Source organism: Microbacterium sp. MPKO10 (assembly GCF_026107415.2).
GTDB lineage: Bacteria > Actinomycetota > Actinomycetes > Actinomycetales > Microbacteriaceae > Paramicrobacterium.
Genome location: NZ_JAPCHX010000007.1, coordinates 31,636 through 53,070, shown reverse-complemented (window position 1 = coordinate 53,070; position 21,435 = coordinate 31,636). Strand labels below are relative to the sequence as shown.

Sequence of the window (21,435 nt, the reverse complement as noted above, 5' to 3'; positions counted from 1 at the left end):
GGGGATGGGAATTACGAAAGGGAGTTGGCGAGCTGATAGCTCGTGTGGGAAGCGGAGTGATCAACACTGTTCGCGTACACCGCGAAGTCAGTGACCGTGGCATTGCCTTCGCCGACAAATACACCGGCATGGCCCGTCGGTCGGTCATAGAGTCGCGTGCTCAGAACAACCGCGTCGTCGACTGTGGCAACACAGACGCTGCCATCGATTATGACGTCTAGCGTGTGCTGCCCAGCGGCCAGTTCACACGATCGCTCCAGCTCGATTGCATACGGAACATCCCCAGATATCTGCCACTGTTCCGAGCCCGTCTGCTTCCGGGGCCAACGATCGAATACAAGGCGATGACGTTTCGGCTCGAGACGAAGCGCATAGCCTTCATTGCCGTCAGCGCTTGCACGGAGAAGCAGTCCACACTCAGTCGTCTCATCTGAGACATCAAAGGTGGCCACAATTCGCGCGGACTCCGGTAGCTCCATCAGCGCCACAGAATCCGCATACCCGTCGGGCGCTGACAGTCGTCGTTCCGGCAACGTGACCGGAAGAAGCTCGTCGAAGGTGTTCAGCAGTTCAGGGGCGGGGTGGAAGGCGAGCGTGCCATCGGCTTGCTGAGTGGCTTCGAGCACGGAAAGTGTGCCGGCCCACTGCCACGCTCCGTCGTCCTGCGCCCCCTCACGAGTCGCGATCCATCCGAAGAAGAATCGACGCCCGTCGCGGGCCGCAGACTTTGCGGCGTAGAATGCTCGCCCATCGAGCGAGTCGTGAGGCGGAACAATCCAGGGGCCGTTAAGGTTCCGTGAGAGCCGATATCGGGTGGTGAATGTCTCGCTGAACTCGGAATAGACGAGATACCACCATCCGTTCCACTCGAACACTTCTGGACACTCATGAGCAACGTAACGACGCGGGTCCCAGAACGGCTCGGCGGGCGCCCACTGCACCAAGTCAGTGGAAGTGCATTGAGCGATGACACCGCGGCGGCGAACCGGACCTTCCGAGTGACGTGCGGTGATCAGCATTCGCCATACCTGCGCTTCTTCGTCCCAGAAGACGAAGGGGTCTCGCCAGTCTCCGCCCTCATACCCTTCGGTCGCACCGAAGGTATGGTCCGGGTGACGCTGCCACGACTCCATGCCGTCATTGCTCGTCGCATGCATGACGAGTTGCAAGGGCCGACCATCCGAACCTCGTCTATCGGGGTTCTGACCCGTGTAGAACGCATGGTGAATGCCACGGTCATCGGTCACGATGCTGCCGGTGTAGATGTTGAAGTCTTCCGCTTCAGGGCCCCCTGAGGCGATACTCTCGCCGGCATCCTGAAAGTCAACGAGGTTATCCGTCACGACCCGACGCCATGGCATTCCCACAGGAGGGTTCCGACGTGTCTCGTGCAGATAGAAGAGATGGAATGTCCCGTCTTCCTGCCAGGGGATGACATCGCCAACCCAGGCACCCTCACGGCTGACTGGCTGGTAGAACCCTCGATGGCTCATTGCTACCTCAAAATCGGTTGGTTAATCGGTTAGGCAACAACTTAGCAGTAACATTTGGCATTGGTCAAGCGGTTAATCACAATGTCTATGCTTCTCGCTTCAGCAACTGTCAGGTCCCGATGGCAGCGTAGAAACTCTTCTTTGGCTCGCTGGAGCCAGTGGTCCGCAGCGTCTGAGCCTCACCCCCATGGTCATCATTGCTACCGGCGGTGAGCCAGCGGAGCCGATCCTGTGCTACGACAGCGGTGCGGGCTCCGAGGAATCTTTGGACGTCGGCGAGTCGGGCGCGATGTCTACACGGCCATCGCCCCCAAATCGTTCCGCAGCGAAGTCGAGCAGGGCCGAGGCGCGCGGTGTGAGGTTCATGTCATCGGGCCAGATTCCCACCACATGCGAAATCGTGGCAGGAGGATCAAGGGGGCGGATCACGACCGGACGACCCTCGACGCTCATCGGGAGCGCGTTGGGCCGCGACATGAGAAGTCCGTATCCCACACCTCGCCCAACGAGCGCCTCGACGAGACTCGTCTCGGTGACCCGAGTCTCGACACGGGGCTCAAGCCCGCGCGCGGTGAACGCATCAGCGACGTTGATCGTGCCCGGAGTCGCGTGGAACAGCACGAGAGGCTCACTGACGAGATCCGCCAGGTCGACGGTGTCGGCCGGAGAGAGCACATGGCTGGGATGCAAATGAGCTTCAAGCCTGGTCGCGTAGATCTTACGACGGCGATACCCAACAGGCAGGTTCACGTTGTACACGAGAACCACGTCGAGCCGACCGGCGTCGAGTGCCGCGAGCAGTTCCTCGTACGTGCCCACCATCACCTCGATGTGCACTCCCGGATGCCGCTTGGGGAAACCTTCGAGAAGCTCCGGAAGCACGCTCGTAGCGAAGCTTGAATAGCAGCCGAGCTTGACGGGCCCCTGAAGCTCCGTGCCGCGACGTGCCTCAAGGACAAGCTCGTGGGTGTCGACGACGATCTGGCGCGCTTGCTTGGCAAACTGCTGCCCCGCCGGGGTCAGAGTGAGGCCCCGCGCCTTCCGGCGCACACATAGTTGCTCTCCCACCGCGGCCTCGAGTCCGGTGATCGCTTGCGACAGCGCCGACTCCGAAATGTGCAGATGAGCTGCCGCTGCGCTCAAGGTGTTGAAGTTCGGCAGAGCCGAAAATAATTCAAGTTGCCGGATGCTCACGTCAGGCACAGTGCCTCATTTCACAACAAGTTCTTAAGCCATACCGAACTATATCCACGTATTACTGTGATTTACACACAGAGAAATGCGTCGCACTATTGGAGCGACAACATCCCGATCCCTTCCTGCTGGAAGGGCAACAATGACGTTAGGGACAACGATGAGCTCCACACGCGCTACCGGAAATCCGACCTCTCAGCGACGCATCGCCTTTGCGACAATCATCGGCACCACCATTGAGTGGTACGACTTCTTCATCTACGCGACGAGCGCAGGCCTTGTGTTTGCTCAGCTCTTCTTCAAGCCTGCTGGCGAGGACATCGGACTTCTGCTCTCCCTCGCCACGGTTGGCATCTCCTTTCTCTTTCGCCCGCTCGGCGCGGTTCTCGCGGGGCACTTCGGCGATCTGATCGGGCGTCGTGCGATGCTCGTCATCACGCTCTTGCTGATGGGCGGAGCGACAACCCTGGTCGGCACGCTGCCCACTTACGCGCAGATCGGCGTCACGGCACCGATCGCCCTCCTCATTCTGCGCATTCTTCAGGGCCTCTCAGCCGGCGGCGAATGGGGCGGGGCAGTTCTGATGGCCGTCGAGCACGCTCCAGCGAATCGCCGCGGCCGCGCGGGCTCTTGGCCCCAACTCGGCGTCCCTCTCGGCTTTCTTCTCGCCTCGGGCATGACTGCCCTCATGACGGGCGTGATCTCACCCGGCGACGCCTACCTGCAGTGGGGTTGGCGTGTGCCGTTTCTGCTGAGCGTCGTCCTCATCGGCGTGGGCTTCCTCATCCGCCGTGCGGTGGAAGAGAGTCCTGTGTTCACCGAGATTGCCCAGCGTGGTGCACAAACGAAGGTTCCGCTCGTCGCGCTGTTCAAACGCCACTGGTATCTCGTCATCCTTGCGGCGCTCGTATTCGTAGGGAACGGTGTTCCCGGCTACATGACAACGGGTGGCTTCCTCAACAATTACGCGATCAACGCGCAGAACATGGACACCACCTCCGTACTCATCGCTGCAGTCGTCGCGGCAGCAATGTGGTTCTTCTCAACTCTTGCCGCAGGCTACCTGTCCGATGTAATTGGGCGGCGGAACACCTTCTTGATCGGTTTCGGCCTGCAGGCCGTCGTGGCCTTCCCGATCTTCTGGCTTGTCGACACGGGGACGCTGTTCGGACTTTACGCCGCACTGGTGCTGATCTCGATCGGACTCGGCCTCACGTACGGACCGTTGGCTACGTGGTACGCGGAGATTTTTCCAGCATCCATTCGTTTCACGGGTGTCTCGATCGCCTACGCGATTGGCGCCGTCCTGGGTGGGGCGTTCGCTCCCATGATCTCGCAAGCACTGTTGGAAGCCACGGGCACCGCGGCCTCTGTCTCGGCGTATCTCCTCGTGGCGACTCTTCTCGGAGCGGGAGCCGCGCTGTGTCTGCGCGATCGCCCCGGCATCCCCCTCGGCCCCGATCACGAGGCGGAGCAGGCGAGTGGAGCCACCATGTTCGCGACCAATTCGGCCGAGCATGAGCCGGCAGAGAACCGTTAGGTATGCGCAGGAGATACGCACACCGGTCGACAGTTAAGGAGAAGAAATGGTAGATAAGACCACCAGGATCGCGGTCGTCGGTGGAGGGCTAGGCGGGCTCACCGCCGCCATCGCTCTGACGAAGATCGCTGGAGTCCAGGTCACCGTGTTCGAGCAGGCGAGTCAACTGGGAGAGGTGGGCGCTGGCGTCACGGTCGCTCCCAATGCCGCACGTGTTCTCGACAGGCTCGGTGTGCTTGAGCCGATCCGACAATTGGGAGCGGTCCCTGACGGACACGGTGTCTACCTCGACGCCATGGGGAACATGGTCACCGATGCCGCGTGGGAAGACACCGCGAAGAATTATCAGAACATCGGGATGTACCGACCGGACCTCATCAGCGCCCTGGCACAGGCCGTTGATCCCGACACGGTGCGTCTCAACCACCGGCTGAACTCGGTCGAGACTCTGGACTCGGGAGTTCGGGTGACATTCGAGAACGGCGTTGACGACGTCTTCGACGCTGTGATCGGAGCTGACGGCATTCATTCGGTCGTGCGGAACGCCTTGGGACAGCATCCTGAGCCTGTGTATTCCGGGTATATGGCGTACCGGGGAGTTGTCGACGCGTCTCGGCTGCCCGAAGACTGGCCCATGATCAGCCAAGTGTGGATGGGCAACAGCCGGCACTTCATGTGCTACCCACTTCAGCAGCGCAAACTCTTTAACTTTGTCGCGGGCATCCCCAGCGACAGGCCTCTCAACGGGCCCTGGTCGGGCCCGGCGGAGGTCAGTGAACTTGCCGCGGAGTTCGCCGGAGACGGCTGGGACCCTCGACTTCAGCACTTCATCAGCCTCATCGACAAGACGTTCTGGTGGGGCCTCTTCGACCACGAGCCCCTCACCAACTGGTCACGCGGGCCGATCACGTTACTCGGTGATGCCGCACACACAATGCTGCCCCATCAAGGGCAGGGAGTGAACCAGGCGATCGAAGACAGCATGGCCCTCGCTACTTTTCTTGCGACAGCCGACGACGTCTCGGACATTCCCGAGGCGTTCCGGCGCTACACGGCCGTACGCATGCAGCGTACGGCGATTCTTCAGCACGGGTCTCGCCGGGCCGGCGCCATGTTTGATGCGCAGTACGAATTCGCGGACCTTAAGAAGCGCGACGCTGACATCCGCGTCGGCCGGGACTTTCGCCGAAGCGCTGTGTTCGACTACGACGCACAGAAAGTGGCCGAGAAAGCACTCGCTCGATTCAGAAAGGTACAGTACGCATGACATCGATCAGCATCATTGGCAGCGGAAAGATGAGCGGGGCGATCGCCGAGGTCGCCATGCGGGCAGGCGCCAGCATTCAGATCATCAAACGTAGTGCGACAAGCCCCTCCGCGGCGCGTCCAGGTTTCGCATACGGGGTGATGGGCGATGAGCTCACCGGCGACATCGTCGTGCTCGCCGTGCCCTACGTCGCGTATGCGAGCATCCTCGATCATTACCGTGATCAGCTCAGCGAGAAGGTCATCGTCGATATCAGCAACCCCATCGACTTTTCCACTTACGACGAATTGACGTCGCCCGCCGATTCGTCGACGGCGGCCGAGCTCGCCCAGATGCTTCCCGAGGGCGCGGGTGTCGTGAAGGCGTTCAACGTCAATCTTGGCGATACGCTCGCCAGCGGCACGAACGGCACAACGACTACGACCGTGCTGTATGCCGGCGACTTCGCCGACGCGAAGATGGCGGTTGCGCAGCTCATCGAGGCGTCGGGAATGCGAGCCGTCGACGTCGGCCCCCTGACCCGCGCGCGAGAACTCGAGGCGATGGGCTTTCTGCAGATCATCATGGCGGCGCTCGGCAAGACGCGCTATGAGTCAGGATTCACGCTGCTGCAGTGAGCTGAGGGCCACGACGCCAGGGAAAGCCGCGCACTCGGAAGCGAGTCTCTCGACACGGAGCGCTCACGCTTCCGGAAAGTGCAGAAGGGCCGGGGGCTTTGCACCCGGCCCTTCGCATGTCTGCCGACGCGCAGCATGCGTTGCTGCACATGTTGAATCGTTTAGTCGTAGCCGAAAGACGATGACGAGCAGGTTGCGGTTGCGAGTTCACCGGTAGATGTTTGTTCTGACACCACTTCGCCATTGATCGTGATGGAACAGGTGATCTCACCCTCGTCATCGATCCCGTTCATCGCCACAAGCGTGTAGCTCGACCAGTCGAAGTCGCCGCTTGGGGTGACTGCCACCTCCTTTGTAAACGGCAGTTCTGTGCCGGTCGACTGCTCCGTGCCAAAATTGCCATCGTTGTACGTGGAGTAACTGATCGTCGCACTCGTCGACTCGCCTGTCACCTCATAGACGATGATCACCTCGTCGCTTGTCTGCGCGTCGTCGTCGCCTTCGTCCTCTTCAGCCGCGGAATCCGGGGCTGGCTGCGACGTGCTCTCGGTCAATGATTCTTCGATCGACTCGCTGACCGCGGTAGCAAAAATCGAGGTGTATACCATCGCCATCACGATCGAAAGCACGAGTGCAATACCGGAAATCACGGCGCCGGCTGTGGCTGCGCCTTTACGCTTGCCCTTCAGACATAGCGCGATGATTCCCAGCACCAGTCCGACGAAGGCAAGAAAGCCAGACGCATAATTGACGAACGGGACGAACGCACCGACAAAGGCCACTATTCCGACGATCATTGCTGCGAGCCCGAGACCGTTCCCCGCTTTCTGAGGTGTCGGGTGCGATTGCGGCTGTGCGAACTGTGTGTCTTGTGGGGGAGGCATACTCATAGTTCAAATGTGGCATCCGGCATCCGGCATCCGGCATCCTTTCGTTTTACCCCCGGTCTGGGGCCATTTCTTGGTTAGCTTTTCTGAGAGGGTTCGGTGATATTTCCGCGCCCTGGATGTCTTCTCAGCAGCAGTGTGGGTTGCCTCCGCTGTCAGCTCTCACCCCGAGCACTTCGTTCCGCCGCAGCATCAAGATGGCCCCGAAGAAGATCGTTCACCATCACGTCGTTCTCGACAGTTGCGAGATGCGCCCCGGGTACCATCTCGAGCCGCGCGTTCGCGGCACGAGACGCGACAAGCTCGAGGTGCTCTGCGGGAGTCGCGCGGTCTCCGCGGCCTGCTATTGCCAAGAGGGGCTGCTGTATCTGCGCTAATCGAGGCACGAGGTCGACTCCAGCGATCGCCTGACAGCATCCTGCATAACCCTCGGATGATGTCGCGCTGATCATCGATACCATCCGCTTGACCGCCAGAGGATGCCGTGCTGCGAACTCTGCTGTAAACCAGCGCGAAACTACATCGTCTGCAATCGCGCTCGTACCCTCCTCGGCGACGCGACGAGCTCGCGCAGTCCAGCTCTGCGCAGGAGGCAGCTTCGCAGAGCTGCACATCACCGCAAGGCTCGAGACGCGCGCACACGTGCGGAGCGCGAGGTCCATGGCAATCATGCCGCCCAGCGAGATTCCGACAATATGCGCGCGCTCAACACACTCATCGTCGAGCACCTCAATAACGTCACCGCTCAGGTCGTTCAAGGAATACGGGCCTGGGTACGACGGAGAATCCCCATGCCCTCGATGGTCAATGTGCAGCACGTTGAATGAATCCGTAAGAGCTGGGATCTGTCGCCCCCAGATCGTGCGATCGGAACCAAGGGACCCGAGAAGAACGACGACCTCTGACGCGTCAGGCCCAGTGGATCTGAACCACCGACGAGATAATCTGACGTTAGCCATGATGGTTCTCCGACTCAATGTGGATAACCTCGTGGGCTGCGATGGTGGGGACGACAAAGGTCACCCATTGGTCATGGATCTCAAACGGGAGGTCTCCCGAATCCACGAGGCCAACGACTCGGCGAATTCGCGCACCGTCGTCGACTCGGAGGCGCACGCCAACAGGACCGTATGGCACGACATCGGCTTGCCGCCCCGGCGTCGATGTGGTGGTGATGAGGTTGTTGATGTGAACGACGAATCCGTCGTGCCGCCGATAGACATTGCTGTTGACCGGTGCCTGGCACTCGACCTTGATCCGCCCTCTCCCGTTCAACGCCCAGGCCAGCGAGTTCGCGATGACCCGCACATGATCAGGCTGCTCTTCGCGAAACGCACAGCGATCGAGATCTGCCGGGATGTAGACGATGCGTGGCCCGCTGTCGATCTCGGTTGCCACAAGGGCCGGAATATCGGTCTCTGGAGTACGCATCCAGCTCGTCTCGGGAGGGAAGATAGGAAACTCGGGCACGAAGGTCAAAGGAACGTCCCGATCTGGATCCACGACGATCTCAGGCAGGTGCCCGCCGAACGAGATCGTTCCCGTGCCCTCGAGCCCAGCAACGGTGGGATGACGCTCGCCGTGACTCTCGACAATGCGCAAGTAGCTGTGACGATCCCAGATTTCGATGGATTCCGGCGGTCTGGAAACTGCACCGCGCGCCCGGTGCGTGTAATGAGCGCCCATGAGGTCCGCCAGGCCGAAATCGTGTCGCACGCGACCGTTCTCGTCTCGAGCACTCGTCGTTCCGGTCACCACAAGTGACCCGCCGCGCTCCACGAAACGTCTGACATGGTCACATTGGGCATCAGACATGATGGCAATGTCGGGGAGCACGAGCACGTCAACGTCAGTGTTGGCGATTGCATCGATGTGAACAGGGACAAACGGGATGCTTTCTGCCACCAGAACCTTCGTCACACCGGCGTACGGAGATTCAGCTGTGTTCGCCGCATCGTCTCTGCCGTAGAAGTCGAGATTGCGTTGCGACCAGACGACTCCAACATTCGCCGCGGGTACTCGATCCTGCAGAACTTCGTCGTTCGCCGCGTGCCAGCTCAACAGGCCCGCGGCGGTTTCGTACTGGCGCTTATCGTCGTGCACAGCGCCGATATGGTGCCACCACGGCACCATCCCACCTGCCCAGCCCTCCGTCATCCAAAGCTCTGCTTCAGCATGGGGCATACTCGACAAGCGAAATGCCGGTGCGCCCATGTCGTACATTGCCATGCTCTCAATCACGGGCTTATCCCAGCCGGCGATGCTGTGGAATCTTTTCGCCACCTCAGCGTTCTGCTCGAACCCTCCTTCGGCTTTTCGGCGCTGGAAATCGACCATGACCACGGGCGTGTGGGTGACCAGGGCTGCGATGTCTTGAAAAACTGCGGAGTTGTGAGCGAGCTGGCCGTGCAGCATGCCGATCCAGACGCAGGTATCTCCGCCCGCGGCGCGCGTCACTCTGTTGTTGTGACGCCATAGCTCCGTCCGTCGCGCATACCCCCACTCGATCCATTGGCGATAGACGTCGTCATTCCAGTTCACGCCCTTCGGAAGTTCTCTTCTCGACCACTCGAAGAAGCGACGCTCGCAGTGCTCGCAGTAGCAGATGTTTCGCCGATCAAGCCCCGCCCAGCCGTTGTCTGCGAACGCATCCGGTCGGTAGCCTTCACTCACCTCTCGCAGGACCGATGGGATGAACTCATTGTAGTAACCGCTGTTGATGCACGTTGCATATTTGTCGCCTCGGCGGTACGGAGCACCCTCTCGGTCGTGACAGAACCATTCCGGATGCTCGGCAAGAACGTCCCCGTCTGCGCGATTAGAGTCGAGCCGTGCGACGACCGCTAGACCGTCGCTCCTCGCTGCGGCGAGAATCTCTCCGAACAGGTCTCGATTCTCAACTCCCGGCACCGCCTTGTGGCTCGGTAGCTTCGTGGGGTAGTACGCTGCGATTCCGCCGCAGTTGACGATAATTCCCTGAGTCCGCGTGTGCGCCCATTGGGCGCGCCACCACTCAATGTCAAACCGATCGACATCGACTTCGACGAGGTTCGTCTGCCCCCACCGGTGCGCCCATTCCCACCACGGCCTCGAGCCAGCGGACACGTGCCCGTTACTCACGCTAGCCATCAGTTTCAACCCCCTATCTCCATCAATCAGGTCGCGTTCGCGATACCGAGACCACTCATCGCACCCGACGCCTGACGGCCTCTCGTTGTCACATGTTGGTCAGGCCTCATCTGACGCCCTCGCTCTGTCGCAGACGGAGAGGGGCTAGTGCACTGACGCGAATCCGGTTAGGGTAAGTGTATCGGTACACCAACTCGTATGCGCCATCGTTGCCGCCCCCGCACAGCGGGCGATGCCGTGGCGCGCTCCACCCGAGAAGGACATGATGAGCGATTCGACGCCCCACCTCAACATCGCAATGATCGGCTACGGCTTCATGGGCGCTGCCCACTCGCAGGGGTGGCGCGTCGCACCGCGCTTCTTCAACCTGGCGGCGCGGCCCGAGATGAAACTGCTTGTCGGCCGCAATGCGGAAAGGGTTGACGACGCAGCGGCCACGCTGGGGTGGGAAGAGACATCCACCGACTGGCGCGAAGCCATCGCGCGCAACGACATCGACGTTGTCGACATCGTGACGCCGGGAACCTCGCACGTCGACATCGCCATTGCCGCCCTCGATGCGGGAAAGCACGTGCTCTGTGAAAAGCCGCTGGCGACAACGGTCCGCGATGCCCGCGCCATGTCAGACGCCGCGGACCGGGCGGCAGGCGACGGCGCGTACGCGATGGTCGGCTTCACCTATCGCCGTGTTCCGGCAGTGGCTCACGCCCGCGACCTGATCGCCGGCGGCGCAATCGGCGATGTGCGACAGGTTCGCGCCGAGTACCTCCAGGACTGGCTCGTTGACGAAAATGTGCCTCTCGCCTGGAGGCTGCAGAAGGAACTTGCCGGTTCCGGCGCGCTCGGAGATATCGGTGCCCACGCCATCGACTTGGCGGAGTACATCTCGGGTCTCTCGCTTACTCAGGTCAGCGGTGTCATCGATACCTTCGTGACCCAGCGGCCGTTGCTCGAATCATCGGTCGGTCTTTCCGGAACGGCATCTGCCGAGATGGGCGCCGTCACCGTCGATGATGTCGCTCTCTTTCACGGGCGCTTCGACAACGGTGCACTCGGCACCTTCGAAGCGACGCGCATGTCGACCGGCCGGAAGAACGCACTGCGCATCGAGATCGCCGGGTCAAAGGGCGCCGTCAGCTTCGACCTTGAAGAGCTCAACTCGCTTGGCTTCTACGACGCAACGTTGCCGACCGACCGTCAGGGCTTCTCGAAGATACTCGTCACCGAGCCCGTGCACCCCTACATTGACGCATGGTGGCCCGCTGGCCACATGCTCGGCTACGAACACGGCTTCACGCACCAGGCGAAAGACTTCATCGATGCGCTGAGCTCAGGCGTTCAACCGCGCCCCTCGTTCGCCGACGGCCTGCACGTTCAATCAGTTCTGGATGCGGTCGAGCGAAGTTCCGCACACGAGAGCGTCTGGACGCCCGTCGGAGACTAAGCCGCCGCCCACGCACGATACGACACAACACGCCACGACAAAGGAGTACTCATTATGACGCGACCCATCACTCTGTTTACCGGGCAGTGGGCCGATTTGCCGTTCGAAGAGGTCGCAAGGCTTGCCTCCGGGTGGGGCTACGACGGTCTCGAAATCGCCTGCTGGGGCGATCACCTCGACCCGTGGCGCTGGGATGACGACGAGTACATCGCTTCGAAGCTCGCTCTGCTGGGGAAGTACAATCTCTCGGTCTACGCGATCTCGAATCATCTCAAGGGGCAGGCTGTCTGCGACGATCCGATCGACCAGCGCCACCGCGACGTGCTTCCCGACATCGTCTGGGGCGATGGCGACCCCGAGGGTGTGCGTCAGCGTGCGGCCGAAGAGATGAAGAACACCGCACGGCTCGCAGCGAAGCTCGGTGTGAAAACTGTGATCGGCTTCACTGGATCCTCGATCTGGAAGTACATCGCGATGTTCCCGCCCGTGTCACAGGAGCTCGTCGATGCCGGTTACGCTGACTTCGCCGATCGCTGGAACCCCATTCTTGATGTGTTCGACGAGGTTGGTGTGCGCTTCGCTCACGAAGTGCACCCCTCAGAGATCGCCTACGACTACTGGACGACTGTGCGCACGCTCGAGGCGATCGGCCACCGAGAGGCCTTCGGGCTCAATTGGGATCCAAGCCATTTCATCTGGCAAGACCTCGACCCTGTCGGTTTCCTCTGGGACTTCCGAGACCGCATCTACCACGTCGATTGCAAAGATACGAAGAAGCGCATGGACAACGGTCGCAATGGCCGACTCGGTTCGCACCTCGCGTGGGCAGATGGCCGTCGCGGCTGGGATTTCATCTCGACCGGCCACGGCGATGTGCCGTGGGAATCCAGCTTCAGGATGCTGAATCAGATCGGATACGACGGACCAATCTCTGTCGAGTGGGAAGACGCGGGAATGGACCGGCTCATCGGGGCGCCCGAAGCGCTCGAGTTCGTGCGCCGAATCGCTTTCGACCAACCAGAAGCAGCATTCGACGCGGCATTCAGCACGAAATAGATTCACGAAGAAAGAGGAGCACTCCCGTGGGAGCCAATGGCTTTATTCAGAGCCCCGAAGACATCGTCAGCCTCACGTCCTACTGGGACGGCGAGCGCTCAGCAGACGGCCGACCTCACGTTTCAGACGAGGTGCTTGACAACATCAGAGCTGCCACGTCTGAAGACGCATGGGCAACGACGAACAAGCACGGGTACCTGCGTCAGTTCGCCAGCGGATGGCGCGAAACTCACCCGGGCCGTGTACTCGTCGGTCGGGCCCTCACCGCGCAGTTCCTGCCGCATCGCCCCGATTACGACGCCGTCATCGTTGCCGACGGCGAACGCTCGGGTCTTCACGAAGGAGACCGACAGAACTCGTGGGTTATCGAAGCGCTGGCCGCCAGAGACGTGATGGTCGTCGACATCTTCGGAAAGGTCGTCGAGGGCACCGTCATCGGCGACAACCTGGGCACGGCGATCGCCGCTCACAAAAGTGCCGGCGCCGTGGTCGACGGCGGTGTACGAGACCTCGGCGGGCTCAGCTCACTGAGCGATGTCAACTTCTTCTACCGTGAGGCCGACCCGACGCCCATTCGCAATGTCACGCTCGCAGGAATGAATATTCCCGTACACATCGGCGGAGCAACGGTGATGCCAGGAGATGTCGTGCTTGGAACGTCTACGGGCGTCTATTTCGTTCCGCCTCAGCTCGCCGTCGAACTCGCAGAAGGCGCATCGGAGACAGCATCTCGAGACAGGTTCGGCAAGCTCCGTCTTCGCGAGGGCCGCTACTCAAGCGCTGCCATTGACACATCGCCGTGGGAAGCGGAGATTGAACAGGACTTTCAGTCGTGGCGCCTCGCGGGGGTGGAGAGCAGATGACGATCTTCGACCCAGACGAGCTGTACGAGGTCGCCGTACCCCGTGCATCATCACCGACCAAACTGCGCATCACAGATCTTCGCATCGCAAAGCTTGTGGGGGTGCCGTTCGCATCGACAATCGTGCGCCTTGACACGAACCAGGGAATCAGCGGTTACGGCGAGGTGCGCGACCAGGCGAGCGCCAGCTATGTGCTTTCGCTCAAATCACGACTCATCGGGCGAAACCCGTGTGACGTCGACGCGATCTTCAGATCGATCAAGCAGTTCGGCGCGCACGGTCGACAGGGCGGAGGCGTGAGTGCCATCGAGATGGCTCTCATGGACCTCGCGGGAAAAGCATACGGAGTGCCCGCCTACCAACTCGCCGGCGGCAAGCACCGCGATGAGGTGATGTGCTACGCCGACACGCCCGGAGATGCCGACCCCCATCGCACAGCCGCCAAGCTGCGTGGGCGTCTCGATGCCGGGTTCACAATGCTCAAAGTGGATGTCGGGGTCGACTTGCTCTGGGATATTCCCGACGCCCTCATCGCACCGCCATACGCACGCGAAGCGAAGCTGACGATGCATCCCTTCACTGGTCAGCAGGTCACGCCGGACGGGATCGACTATCTCGTCGATTACGTGCGCGTGCTGCGCGACGAGGTGGGCTACGGGGTTCCGCTCGCAATGGATCACTTCGGGCATATCCCGCTCGAGTCGTGCATTCGCATCGCTCAAGCATTCGAGCAATTCAACCTCGCGTGGATCGAAGACATGATCCCGTGGCAGTACACCGAGCAGTGGAAGCGCCTCACGAATTCCACGACAACTCCGACGTGCACTGGAGAGGACATCTACCTCGCCGAGAATTTCAAGCCTCTCATCGACAACGCTGCGGTCAGCATCATCCATCCCGACCCGGCGACGTCGGGCGGCATCCTCGAAACCAAACGCCTCGGCGACTACGCGTGGGACCGCGGAATTCCGATGGCCCTGCACCTGGCCGCGTCGCCCATCGCCACACTTGCATGCGTGCATCTCGCAGCCGCAACCGAGAACTTCATCGGCCTCGAGCATCACGCAGCCGACGTTGACGGATGGAGCGACCTGGTCACGGGGCTTCCCAACCCGCTCATCGTCGATGGCTTCATCCGAGTTCCGGACGCACCAGGCCTCGGTTTCGGCGACATCAACCCCGATGCCATGCGCGACCACCTCGACCCCAGCGACCCCGTGTTCTTCAGCGAAACGTCACACTGGGATTCCGAGCGCAGCATGGATCGAATCTGGGGATGACGATGCGGATCGCGGTCACGGGTGCGGACGGATTGCTCGGGCGTCACGTCGTGGCCGCGATCGCCGAGTCAGACCACACAGCAATTCCCATCGATCTCACGGCTCCACCCGGAGGCATCGCCTGCGACGTCACCGACCACGACGCGCTGCGGCAGGCAGTCGGTGACGCCGACGCGCTTATTCACCTCGCGGGCATCCCCACGCTGTCTCAGCATCCATCCCATGTCGTGCACAACACGAACGTGCGCGCGTCGTTCAACGCGCTCAGCGTCGCAGCGGAAATGGGCATTTCGCGCGTGGTCATGGCGTCAAGCATCAACGCGATTGGCGGCTACTTCAGTGTGTCGCCGCGATACGACTATTTCCCCGTCGACGAGAGCCACCCGTCATATTGCCAAGACGCCTACGGTCTCTCGAAACGCGAAGGCGAGTTGCAGGCCACCATGATGACCGCCTCGCACCCCGAGCTTTCCGTGCTGAGCCTGCGCTACCACGCACTGATCAGCCGCTCGGCGGCGCACATCGACCGCCAATCACCCGCCCGTCTCTCCGGCGACCTCTGGGGCTGGACACCACTCGAAGCTGCAGCAGAGGCAACCCTGAGGGCGTGCTTCGTGCCCGTTGACGGCCACGAGATCGTGTTTCTCGTCGCCAGCACCACGCTCAGCTCGGCCTCGACCCGGGAACTCGCCGCACGTCATTACCCCGATGTTCCCCTGCGGCGACCGCTCGACGGGAACGCATCTTTCTATAACTCAGACCGTGCTCGCGAACTTCTTGAGTGGGCTGAGTAATGAGCACAGGCAGCAGACCAGCGTTGCCCGAACAGAAGGAGAACCATGACAACTGACGACACCCGGCTCGCCGAGGTCGCCGCCCACGAAGACGAGCTGCGATTCGATTCATTCAGCTACGACGACGCGTGGAGAGTCGGCTCGCACATCATTGATCTCGCTCGCGCTCGGGGGCAGGCTGTCGCCGTATCGATCGTGTTCGGGGCACAGCGCGTCTTCCATGCTGCCCTCGCTGGAACGCGCGTCGAGAACAACCTGTGGCTCGAGCGCAAGATTCGCACTGTCGAGTCGTACGGTCAGTCGACCTATCGCGTCGGGCTGTCATTCCGGGAACGCGGCGCAGACTTTCGCACATCGAACTGGCACGATCCCAATGAGTACGCGGCTTTCGGCGGGGGCTTTCCCATTCGTGTCGGCGAGATCCTCGTCGGTGTAGCGGCGGTGTCAGGTCTCGCTGAGCAGGACGACCACGCGCTCGTCGTCGAGGGGCTGCGCGCGGCGCGCTGACGTCGGTGCAGGCAGACGCCAAAGCGGCGGTGGATGCTGGGGCGTCCACCGCCGCTTTCTCGATCTGCTCTCACTGCCGCGGATCGCTCAGATCGATCGCGACAACTTCGAAGTCATGAATCTCGTCGACGGTGAACTCAAGCCGGCCGTCGACGACGAGCACATCGATGTCTGATCCGGCTTTCAATAGACGTGCTCGCGTGATCTCTCGCCCGCGCGGGATGACTATCGAGATGAACTGCGGCGGGCTCGGCAGAGTCTCGACGATGGGGCCCTTGAGGTAGCGCGGATTCGTCATATTCACGAGGTGCACCGTCATTGACTCGCGCTGTTCCCACGCGACGACTTCGATGACTCCTGCACCCCGCACGCTCACAAGCTCTGGTGCATTGCGCCCCCACTCAACGACGCTGCGAAGAAGGTCGAAATGATCGTGCACGAGGTAGTCCGAGAACGCACGATCGATGTCATTCGCGAAGTACGCGACTCGACCGTTGCCGTATTCAGAGAGCACAAGCTGTGGCGTGCTCTCGTCGAAGTCTCTGCGATACACCTCCTCCATGGGCAGGTCGGGGAAGGAATCGATGAGGCTGAGGGGCACTGTTCGTGCCGCGTCGTCGCGCAGCTCGACGTCTACCCGATTCGCTGAGTTGATGATGACCGAAGTGCGTTCAAGCGGAGCAATGACGGCTGCGGCATCCGCATCTGAAATATCGTGCCGCACGCGCAGATAGGAGTTCGTTACATCGGTGCTCGTTCCGAGAGCATGAACCCCGAACAGGTCGGCGAGGACGAAATCGGAGCGAGGGTGCCCGAACTCATCGAGCAGCCCCGTGCGGTATGTCGCGATGAGAGTGCCACCGCGCGCTACGAATGCCCGTAATGAGTCGGCCTGCGCATCTGAGAGCGCTGCGATGTTCGGCAGAATGAGCACCCGATACGGGTCAAGAGATGATTCATCGAGCAGCTGGTCGTGCACCATGTTGAACGGTATCCGAGCCTCGACGAGCGCCTGGTACCAGCCGAGAATGGGTCGATTGACACTCCGTTCAGAGTCGGCCGCGTCGAATGCTCGCGCTGTCTGCTGAGAATAGACAAGCCCGACATCGGCGATCGAGCGGGTATTGCGCAGGTAGGCCTCGTTCTCTGCCTGCCACAGGTAGATGTCTTTCACAACATCGAGCCAACGGTCATCGTGCACCGCGCCGGCGAATTTCGTGAACCACGCGCGCACGCCGTTGGCCGTGGCCGATGCGACCCACATGCGAATCTCAGTGCCGATCTGCACCGAATCCTTCCACCGATGAGCCTCCTCGATGCCCATGCTGAAGATTCCGCCGACGGGCTTCATCCCCATCACGGCGCGGAACTCTTTCGCGTGGCGTCCGCTCGACCAGGCGGGGCTCAGCCCGCTGCGCGCTTGTTTGTCGGCGAAAAGGATGTCCGACTGCCCAGCGAGCTTCGCCATGTCAAACGCGCTCAATGCCCCACCGCCAGAGTTGGGCACAAAGCGCGCTGATGGCTTGATAGCGCGAATCTGAGCGTCCCACGCACGGGCCGTCGCGAGCAGAGTAGTCTCCCACCACTGGCGGTAGCGGATCTCGTCTGCAGAGTAATCGCCACGCGATGCTGGTGGCACGGGGATTTCGGCCCCGGTGGCGTTGCGGTACTTCTCTCGACACCCGTCGCAGAAGCATCTGCCCTCTCCCGCCCATCGGTTGGCGAAGATGGCATCCACGTCGTACTTCTCGATGATCTCGGCGTTGACGAGCGGTACGAACTCGTTGGCATACGGCCCGAAGGGGCACGTCAGCCAGACGTCCGGAGCCGACCAGTGCCGGCGGGGTTGACCCCGCTCATCCCGGCTGAGCCATTCCGGATGCTGCGCCGCAATCGTGTCGTGCACCGCGTGGGAGTCAATGCGGGCCATGACGACAAGGCCGAGTTCACGAACCCCTGCGACGATCTCGCCGAACGGATCGCTCGCCCCCAGGTATGGACTCCGGTAATGACCGTCGATGTCACTGGGGTAGAAGGCCATATACCCGCCAGCACTCAAGCACACGCCATCGGCCTTGATCTCTCTGAAATACTCCACCCAGAACTGCGGATCGAATCCGCTGCCTTCTTTGGGGTCGTCTCCCACGAGAGTCAGTTGCGCCCATCGCATCGCTCGGTCATACCAGGGGAGCTCGTCGATTCGAGCCGCGACCCCATCTGCGCCCTCGTCGGGTCGCTGTTCCACAAGGCTCACGACACGGCCTCCGACCGGGCGCCAAGCTCGAGCAGTCGATCAAGGTCAGCAGCGCAGACCGCCTGATCATCCGGAGCATATTCTGCGGCGATGCCGCCGCGATAGCCGGTCTCTGCGAGCGCGCTCAACACGGTCGGAAAGTCGATGGTGCCGGTGCCCGGAGCTCCACGCCCGGGGTTGTCTGCAATCTGCACGTGCGCGATGTGCGCGGCGTGACCCTGCAGCTCGCTGACCAGATCCAAGCCGTTCGCCGCGAGGTGGAAGGTGTCGAAGAGGAGCCCGATCGCGCCGACGCCACTCGCTGCGGCCGCAGACCGTATCGATTCGGCGTCGTCGAGTGACGCGATTGGGGCATCGCCGTTCGCAGCGGTGCTCAGCGGCTCGAGCAGCATAGTGCCGTCGGGCAGCGCCTCGGTCGCGCGTTTCAGATTGCCGATCGCGACCTCGCGCGCGGTCTCGTCACTCACTCCGGTGACGCGCAGCCCGTAGAGGGCGTTGAACATGTCGACGCCTGTGGCGTCGGCGATTCGCTGAGTGACAGCGAGGGAACGGTCAAACTCGTCCTCACGGGCAGGATGTGACAGCACGCCGCGTTCTCCGTTCGGCATATCACCCGCATAGAGGTTGAGACCGGTGAGCGTCACATCCGCCGTGTCGATGGCGCGAAGCCACGCGTCGACCTCGGCAGGGCTCGGATCCGCGGTCGCGAACGGCCACCACGATTCGACTCTGTCGAACCCGGCAGCTCGGGCTGCGCCGAAGCGCTCGGCGGTCGGCACCCTCGCGAAGAGAAGTGAGACGTTGGCAACAATCGTTGACGTCACGGTTGCCCCTTTCTGAAATGTGGTGCTGTGCCAAGATGGACAGCGACGGTTATCGATATACGTCGTGTGATTCGAAGTGGAGCACAATGAGCGAGAATTCTCCGGCCGGAGCCCCGGATTCGGCTCCCGCGCCCCGCGCGCGTGCGACGATCGCAGACGTTGCGGCTCGAGCTGGCGTGTCGCGTGCCGCCGTTTCCAAGGTCTTCAACAGAACAGGAAGCATCTCGGTCGACACGACCGAGCGCATCCGCCAGGCTGCCCGAGATCTCAATTGGACTCCGAGCGCGACGGCTACCGCTCTGCGCCGCTCGCGCTCTCACACCATCGGGCTCGTACTCGACAAGCCCTCTGACCGGGTGGACATCGGCTTGGGGACCGCGTCGTTCTTGGCAGGAATCCAGTCGGAGCTCGCGCCTCTTGACTACGGGCTGCTCCTCCACGCCATCGACCGCGAGCCTGCTCACCAACTGGCCGCGTACCGAACGTTTGCCGAGACACGTCGCGTCGATGGCATGATTCTGACCGACAGCGTCGAGAACGATCCCCGTTTTCCCCTCCTTGCTGAGCTTGGATTTCCGGCGGTTCTCGTCGGAACCCCCTTCGGCGATGAGCAGATCGTGCACGTCGAGTCTCCCGACCCCGAGGCCGGAGTCGTTGACACCGCCGAGCACCTTCTGGGGCTCGGCCATCGACGCATCGCCTACTTCGGCGGCTCCCCCGGCCGTTACCAATCCGAGGCGCGACGTACAGCGTTCGTCGACGCCCTCGCCCGGCGTGGAATCGAACCGGTGTCGAACGAGCTCGTGGACTACAACCCGAAACGAGCCGCGGCGGCTACCGTCGCGCAGCTGCGCTCGGAGTCTCCGCCCACCGCTCTTGTGTACGCATCCGACGCCATGGCAATCGCCGGCATTCAAGCTGCCACCGAGCTCGGGCTGAGCGTTCCGCACGACGTCTCGGTCATCGGCTACGGCGGAGTGGACGTGGGCGAATGGATGACGCCTTCGCTCACAACGGTCAGACGCGACTCCGAGCAGCGTGGGCGTGCCGCCGCGATCACGGTGCTCCGATTGCTCGGTGAACGACCCGAAGGTGATGCCACGCTCGAGAACCCTGAGCTCGTCGTGCGCGGATCGACATCGGCTGTTCACGATTGAACCCACACCTATCCGGCCGAGACGACTAGTCGTGAGGAGTACGTGCGCAGGTGCTCGCCCGCCGGCCCCCACGCCTCGAGGGCTGCCCTGACAGCGTCATCGACCGCGGCGCCGATGGCCTCGGTTCGCGCATTCTCCAACACATCATCAATGAGCACACGAGTGCCCGTCTGCGCTGACAGCACCGCTGCCTCGACCATCGCGAGGCTCAGGATGTTGTCGTGAATCTCGCCGGAGAATGGCGCACCCGTGTTCACTGCATCTGCAAAGGCGTGCAGAGATTCAGACACACCGCCGTAAGCGAGGCGCTCGCCGGACGGCCCCGATTCAGGATCGCTCGTCGGATCATCGTCTCCATTCCAGGTGGCGCCTCCGCCTTCAGCACTGAGCCGCCATGAGCCGTTCCACGATGTCTCGGCTCCGGGGCTGGCCCAGCTTCCGGTGTAGATGTAGCGCACACCACCGGTCATCTCAAAGACTGCTGTTGCTGCGGCATCGCCCGCGTACCAGCTCCATGATGGGTTGTACTCTTCGCAGTACACGGCGACAGGATCGGCATCCAACACGAAGCGCGCCGAGTCGAACGGATGAATCGCCATGTCGACGAGCAGCGGGTGTTCCATCTCGTCGCGGAATCCGCCGAAATGCGGGGCTTTGAAGAATTCAGTCGTCGCGATTCCCACCTGCCCGAGCGGCACGGCACGTCGCTTGAGGTCGTGCAGCTGCGAATTGTGGCGACGCGACTGGCTGACGGCGAACAGCCGACCTGAGACTTCGGATGCCGCGGCGAGCGCGATGCTCTCGGCGAGCGTTGCAGCAGCGGGCTTCTCACTCAAGACCGGCAGTCCACGTTCGAGAGCGAGCCCTGTCACGTCGACGTGAGCCGCCGGAATCGTGACGTTTGCGACAGCATCCGCCTGTACCGTGTCGAGCATCTCGGCAAGCGTCGCTGTGACGGGCACGTCGGAGCGCCCCAGCTCATCGGCCGCAGCACGGGCCCCGTCGACGACAATGTCAACGACGCCGACGACGTCGTATGCGGGCGATTTCTCGGCAATCGCCAACCAGCGTCGCCCCATATTTCCCGCGCCGACGATGATGATGCGCAGCGGTGTGTTCTCAGCCATAC

General features: G+C 61.9%; 18 protein-coding genes. 10 read left to right on the top strand and 8 right to left on the bottom strand.

The window, feature by feature from the left end; translation table 11 throughout:
- Positions 1-11: 11 nt before the first annotated feature.
- Together OK352_RS16375 and OK352_RS16370 are read right to left on the bottom strand one after the other, a co-directional pair.
- Positions 12-1,493, bottom strand: coding sequence for a glycoside hydrolase family 32 protein (locus OK352_RS16375; protein WP_265142591.1), 1,482 nt, complete (start codon positions 1,491-1,493; stop codon positions 12-14).
- Positions 1,494-1,727: 234 nt separating this feature from the next.
- On the bottom strand, positions 1,728-2,696 hold the full coding sequence (locus tag OK352_RS16370; protein ID WP_265142590.1) for a LysR family transcriptional regulator: 969 nt from the start codon (positions 2,694-2,696) through the stop codon (positions 1,728-1,730).
- A gap of 151 nt (positions 2,697-2,847) precedes the next feature.
- Here OK352_RS16370 and OK352_RS16365 point away from each other — a divergent pair, with 151 nt between their 5' ends.
- From OK352_RS16365 to OK352_RS16355, 3 genes are read left to right on the top strand one after another with little or no spacing between them, the layout of a single operon-like run.
- Positions 2,848-4,227 (top strand): MFS transporter, encoded by a 1,380-nt coding sequence (locus OK352_RS16365; protein WP_265142589.1) that lies wholly within the window; start codon positions 2,848-2,850, stop codon positions 4,225-4,227.
- A 46-nt stretch (positions 4,228-4,273) separates the two neighbouring features.
- Complete coding sequence (locus OK352_RS16360; protein ID WP_265142588.1) at positions 4,274-5,494, top strand: FAD-dependent monooxygenase; 1,221 nt, start codon at positions 4,274-4,276, stop codon at positions 5,492-5,494.
- Positions 5,491-6,111 carry an NADPH-dependent F420 reductase gene (locus tag OK352_RS16355; protein WP_265142587.1) on the top strand — a complete coding sequence of 207 codons (621 nt, stop codon included), beginning with the start codon at positions 5,491-5,493 and terminating at the stop codon, positions 6,109-6,111. The genes OK352_RS16360 and OK352_RS16355 overlap by 4 nt, the downstream gene beginning before the upstream one ends.
- 161 nt (positions 6,112-6,272) lie before the next feature.
- Here the strand turns inward: OK352_RS16355 and OK352_RS16350 are convergent, their stop codons facing one another.
- From OK352_RS16350 to OK352_RS16340, 3 genes are all read right to left on the bottom strand, one after another.
- Complete coding sequence (locus tag OK352_RS16350) at positions 6,273-7,001, bottom strand: MmpS family protein (protein ID WP_265142586.1); 729 nt, start codon at positions 6,999-7,001, stop codon at positions 6,273-6,275.
- 152 nt (positions 7,002-7,153) lie between these two features.
- The gene (pcaD, locus tag OK352_RS16345; protein WP_265142585.1) at positions 7,154-7,957 is read right to left on the bottom strand and encodes a 3-oxoadipate enol-lactonase; all 804 of its coding nucleotides are present in this window, start codon (positions 7,955-7,957) and stop codon (positions 7,154-7,156) included.
- Positions 7,950-10,127 carry an alpha-amylase family protein gene (locus OK352_RS16340; protein ID WP_265142584.1) on the bottom strand — a complete coding sequence of 726 codons (2,178 nt, stop codon included), beginning with the start codon at positions 10,125-10,127 and terminating at the stop codon, positions 7,950-7,952. The genes pcaD and OK352_RS16340 overlap by 8 nt, the downstream gene beginning before the upstream one ends.
- Before the next feature lie 265 nt (positions 10,128-10,392).
- Here OK352_RS16340 and OK352_RS16335 point away from each other — a divergent pair, with 265 nt between their 5' ends.
- The 6 genes from OK352_RS16335 to OK352_RS16310 are packed head-to-tail and all read left to right on the top strand — an operon-like array spanning position 10,393 to position 16,071.
- Positions 10,393-11,571 carry a Gfo/Idh/MocA family protein gene (locus OK352_RS16335; RefSeq protein WP_265142583.1) on the top strand — a complete coding sequence of 393 codons (1,179 nt, stop codon included), beginning with the start codon at positions 10,393-10,395 and terminating at the stop codon, positions 11,569-11,571.
- 54 nt (positions 11,572-11,625) lie between these two features.
- Positions 11,626-12,627, top strand: a complete 1,002-nt coding sequence (locus tag OK352_RS16330; protein ID WP_265142582.1) for a sugar phosphate isomerase/epimerase family protein — start codon at positions 11,626-11,628, stop codon at positions 12,625-12,627.
- A 26-nt stretch (positions 12,628-12,653) separates the two neighbouring features.
- Positions 12,654-13,490, top strand: coding sequence for an RraA family protein (locus OK352_RS16325; protein ID WP_265142581.1), 837 nt, complete (start codon positions 12,654-12,656; stop codon positions 13,488-13,490).
- Positions 13,487-14,770, top strand: coding sequence for a mandelate racemase/muconate lactonizing enzyme family protein (locus OK352_RS16320; protein ID WP_265142580.1), 1,284 nt, complete (start codon positions 13,487-13,489; stop codon positions 14,768-14,770). Before OK352_RS16325 ends, OK352_RS16320 begins: the two co-directional genes overlap by 4 nt.
- Entirely contained in the window at positions 14,767-15,564 is a 798-nt protein-coding gene (locus OK352_RS16315; protein WP_265142579.1) for an NAD-dependent epimerase/dehydratase family protein, read from the top strand. Before OK352_RS16320 ends, OK352_RS16315 begins: the two co-directional genes overlap by 4 nt.
- Positions 15,565-15,609: 45 nt before the next feature.
- The gene (locus OK352_RS16310; protein ID WP_265142578.1) at positions 15,610-16,071 is read left to right on the top strand and encodes a heme-degrading domain-containing protein; all 462 of its coding nucleotides are present in this window, start codon (positions 15,610-15,612) and stop codon (positions 16,069-16,071) included.
- Between the two features lie 70 nt (positions 16,072-16,141).
- Here OK352_RS16310 and OK352_RS16305 read toward each other — a convergent pair whose 3' ends face one another.
- Positions 16,142-18,325 carry an alpha-amylase family protein gene (locus tag OK352_RS16305; protein WP_265142577.1) on the bottom strand — a complete coding sequence of 728 codons (2,184 nt, stop codon included), beginning with the start codon at positions 18,323-18,325 and terminating at the stop codon, positions 16,142-16,144.
- A complete protein-coding gene (locus OK352_RS16300; protein ID WP_265142576.1) occupies positions 18,322-19,149 on the bottom strand; it encodes a hydroxypyruvate isomerase family protein in 828 nt (275 codons plus the stop codon). The genes OK352_RS16305 and OK352_RS16300 overlap by 4 nt, the downstream gene beginning before the upstream one ends.
- A gap of 86 nt (positions 19,150-19,235) precedes the next feature.
- On the opposite strand from OK352_RS16300, the gene OK352_RS16295 reads away from it, so the two are divergent.
- Positions 19,236-20,306, top strand: a complete 1,071-nt coding sequence (locus OK352_RS16295) for a LacI family DNA-binding transcriptional regulator (protein ID WP_265142575.1) — start codon at positions 19,236-19,238, stop codon at positions 20,304-20,306.
- Between the two features lie 8 nt (positions 20,307-20,314).
- Here OK352_RS16295 and OK352_RS16290 read toward each other — a convergent pair whose 3' ends face one another.
- A complete protein-coding gene (locus tag OK352_RS16290; RefSeq protein WP_265142574.1) occupies positions 20,315-21,433 on the bottom strand; it encodes a Gfo/Idh/MocA family protein in 1,119 nt (372 codons plus the stop codon).
- Positions 21,434-21,435 lie beyond the last annotated feature (2 nt).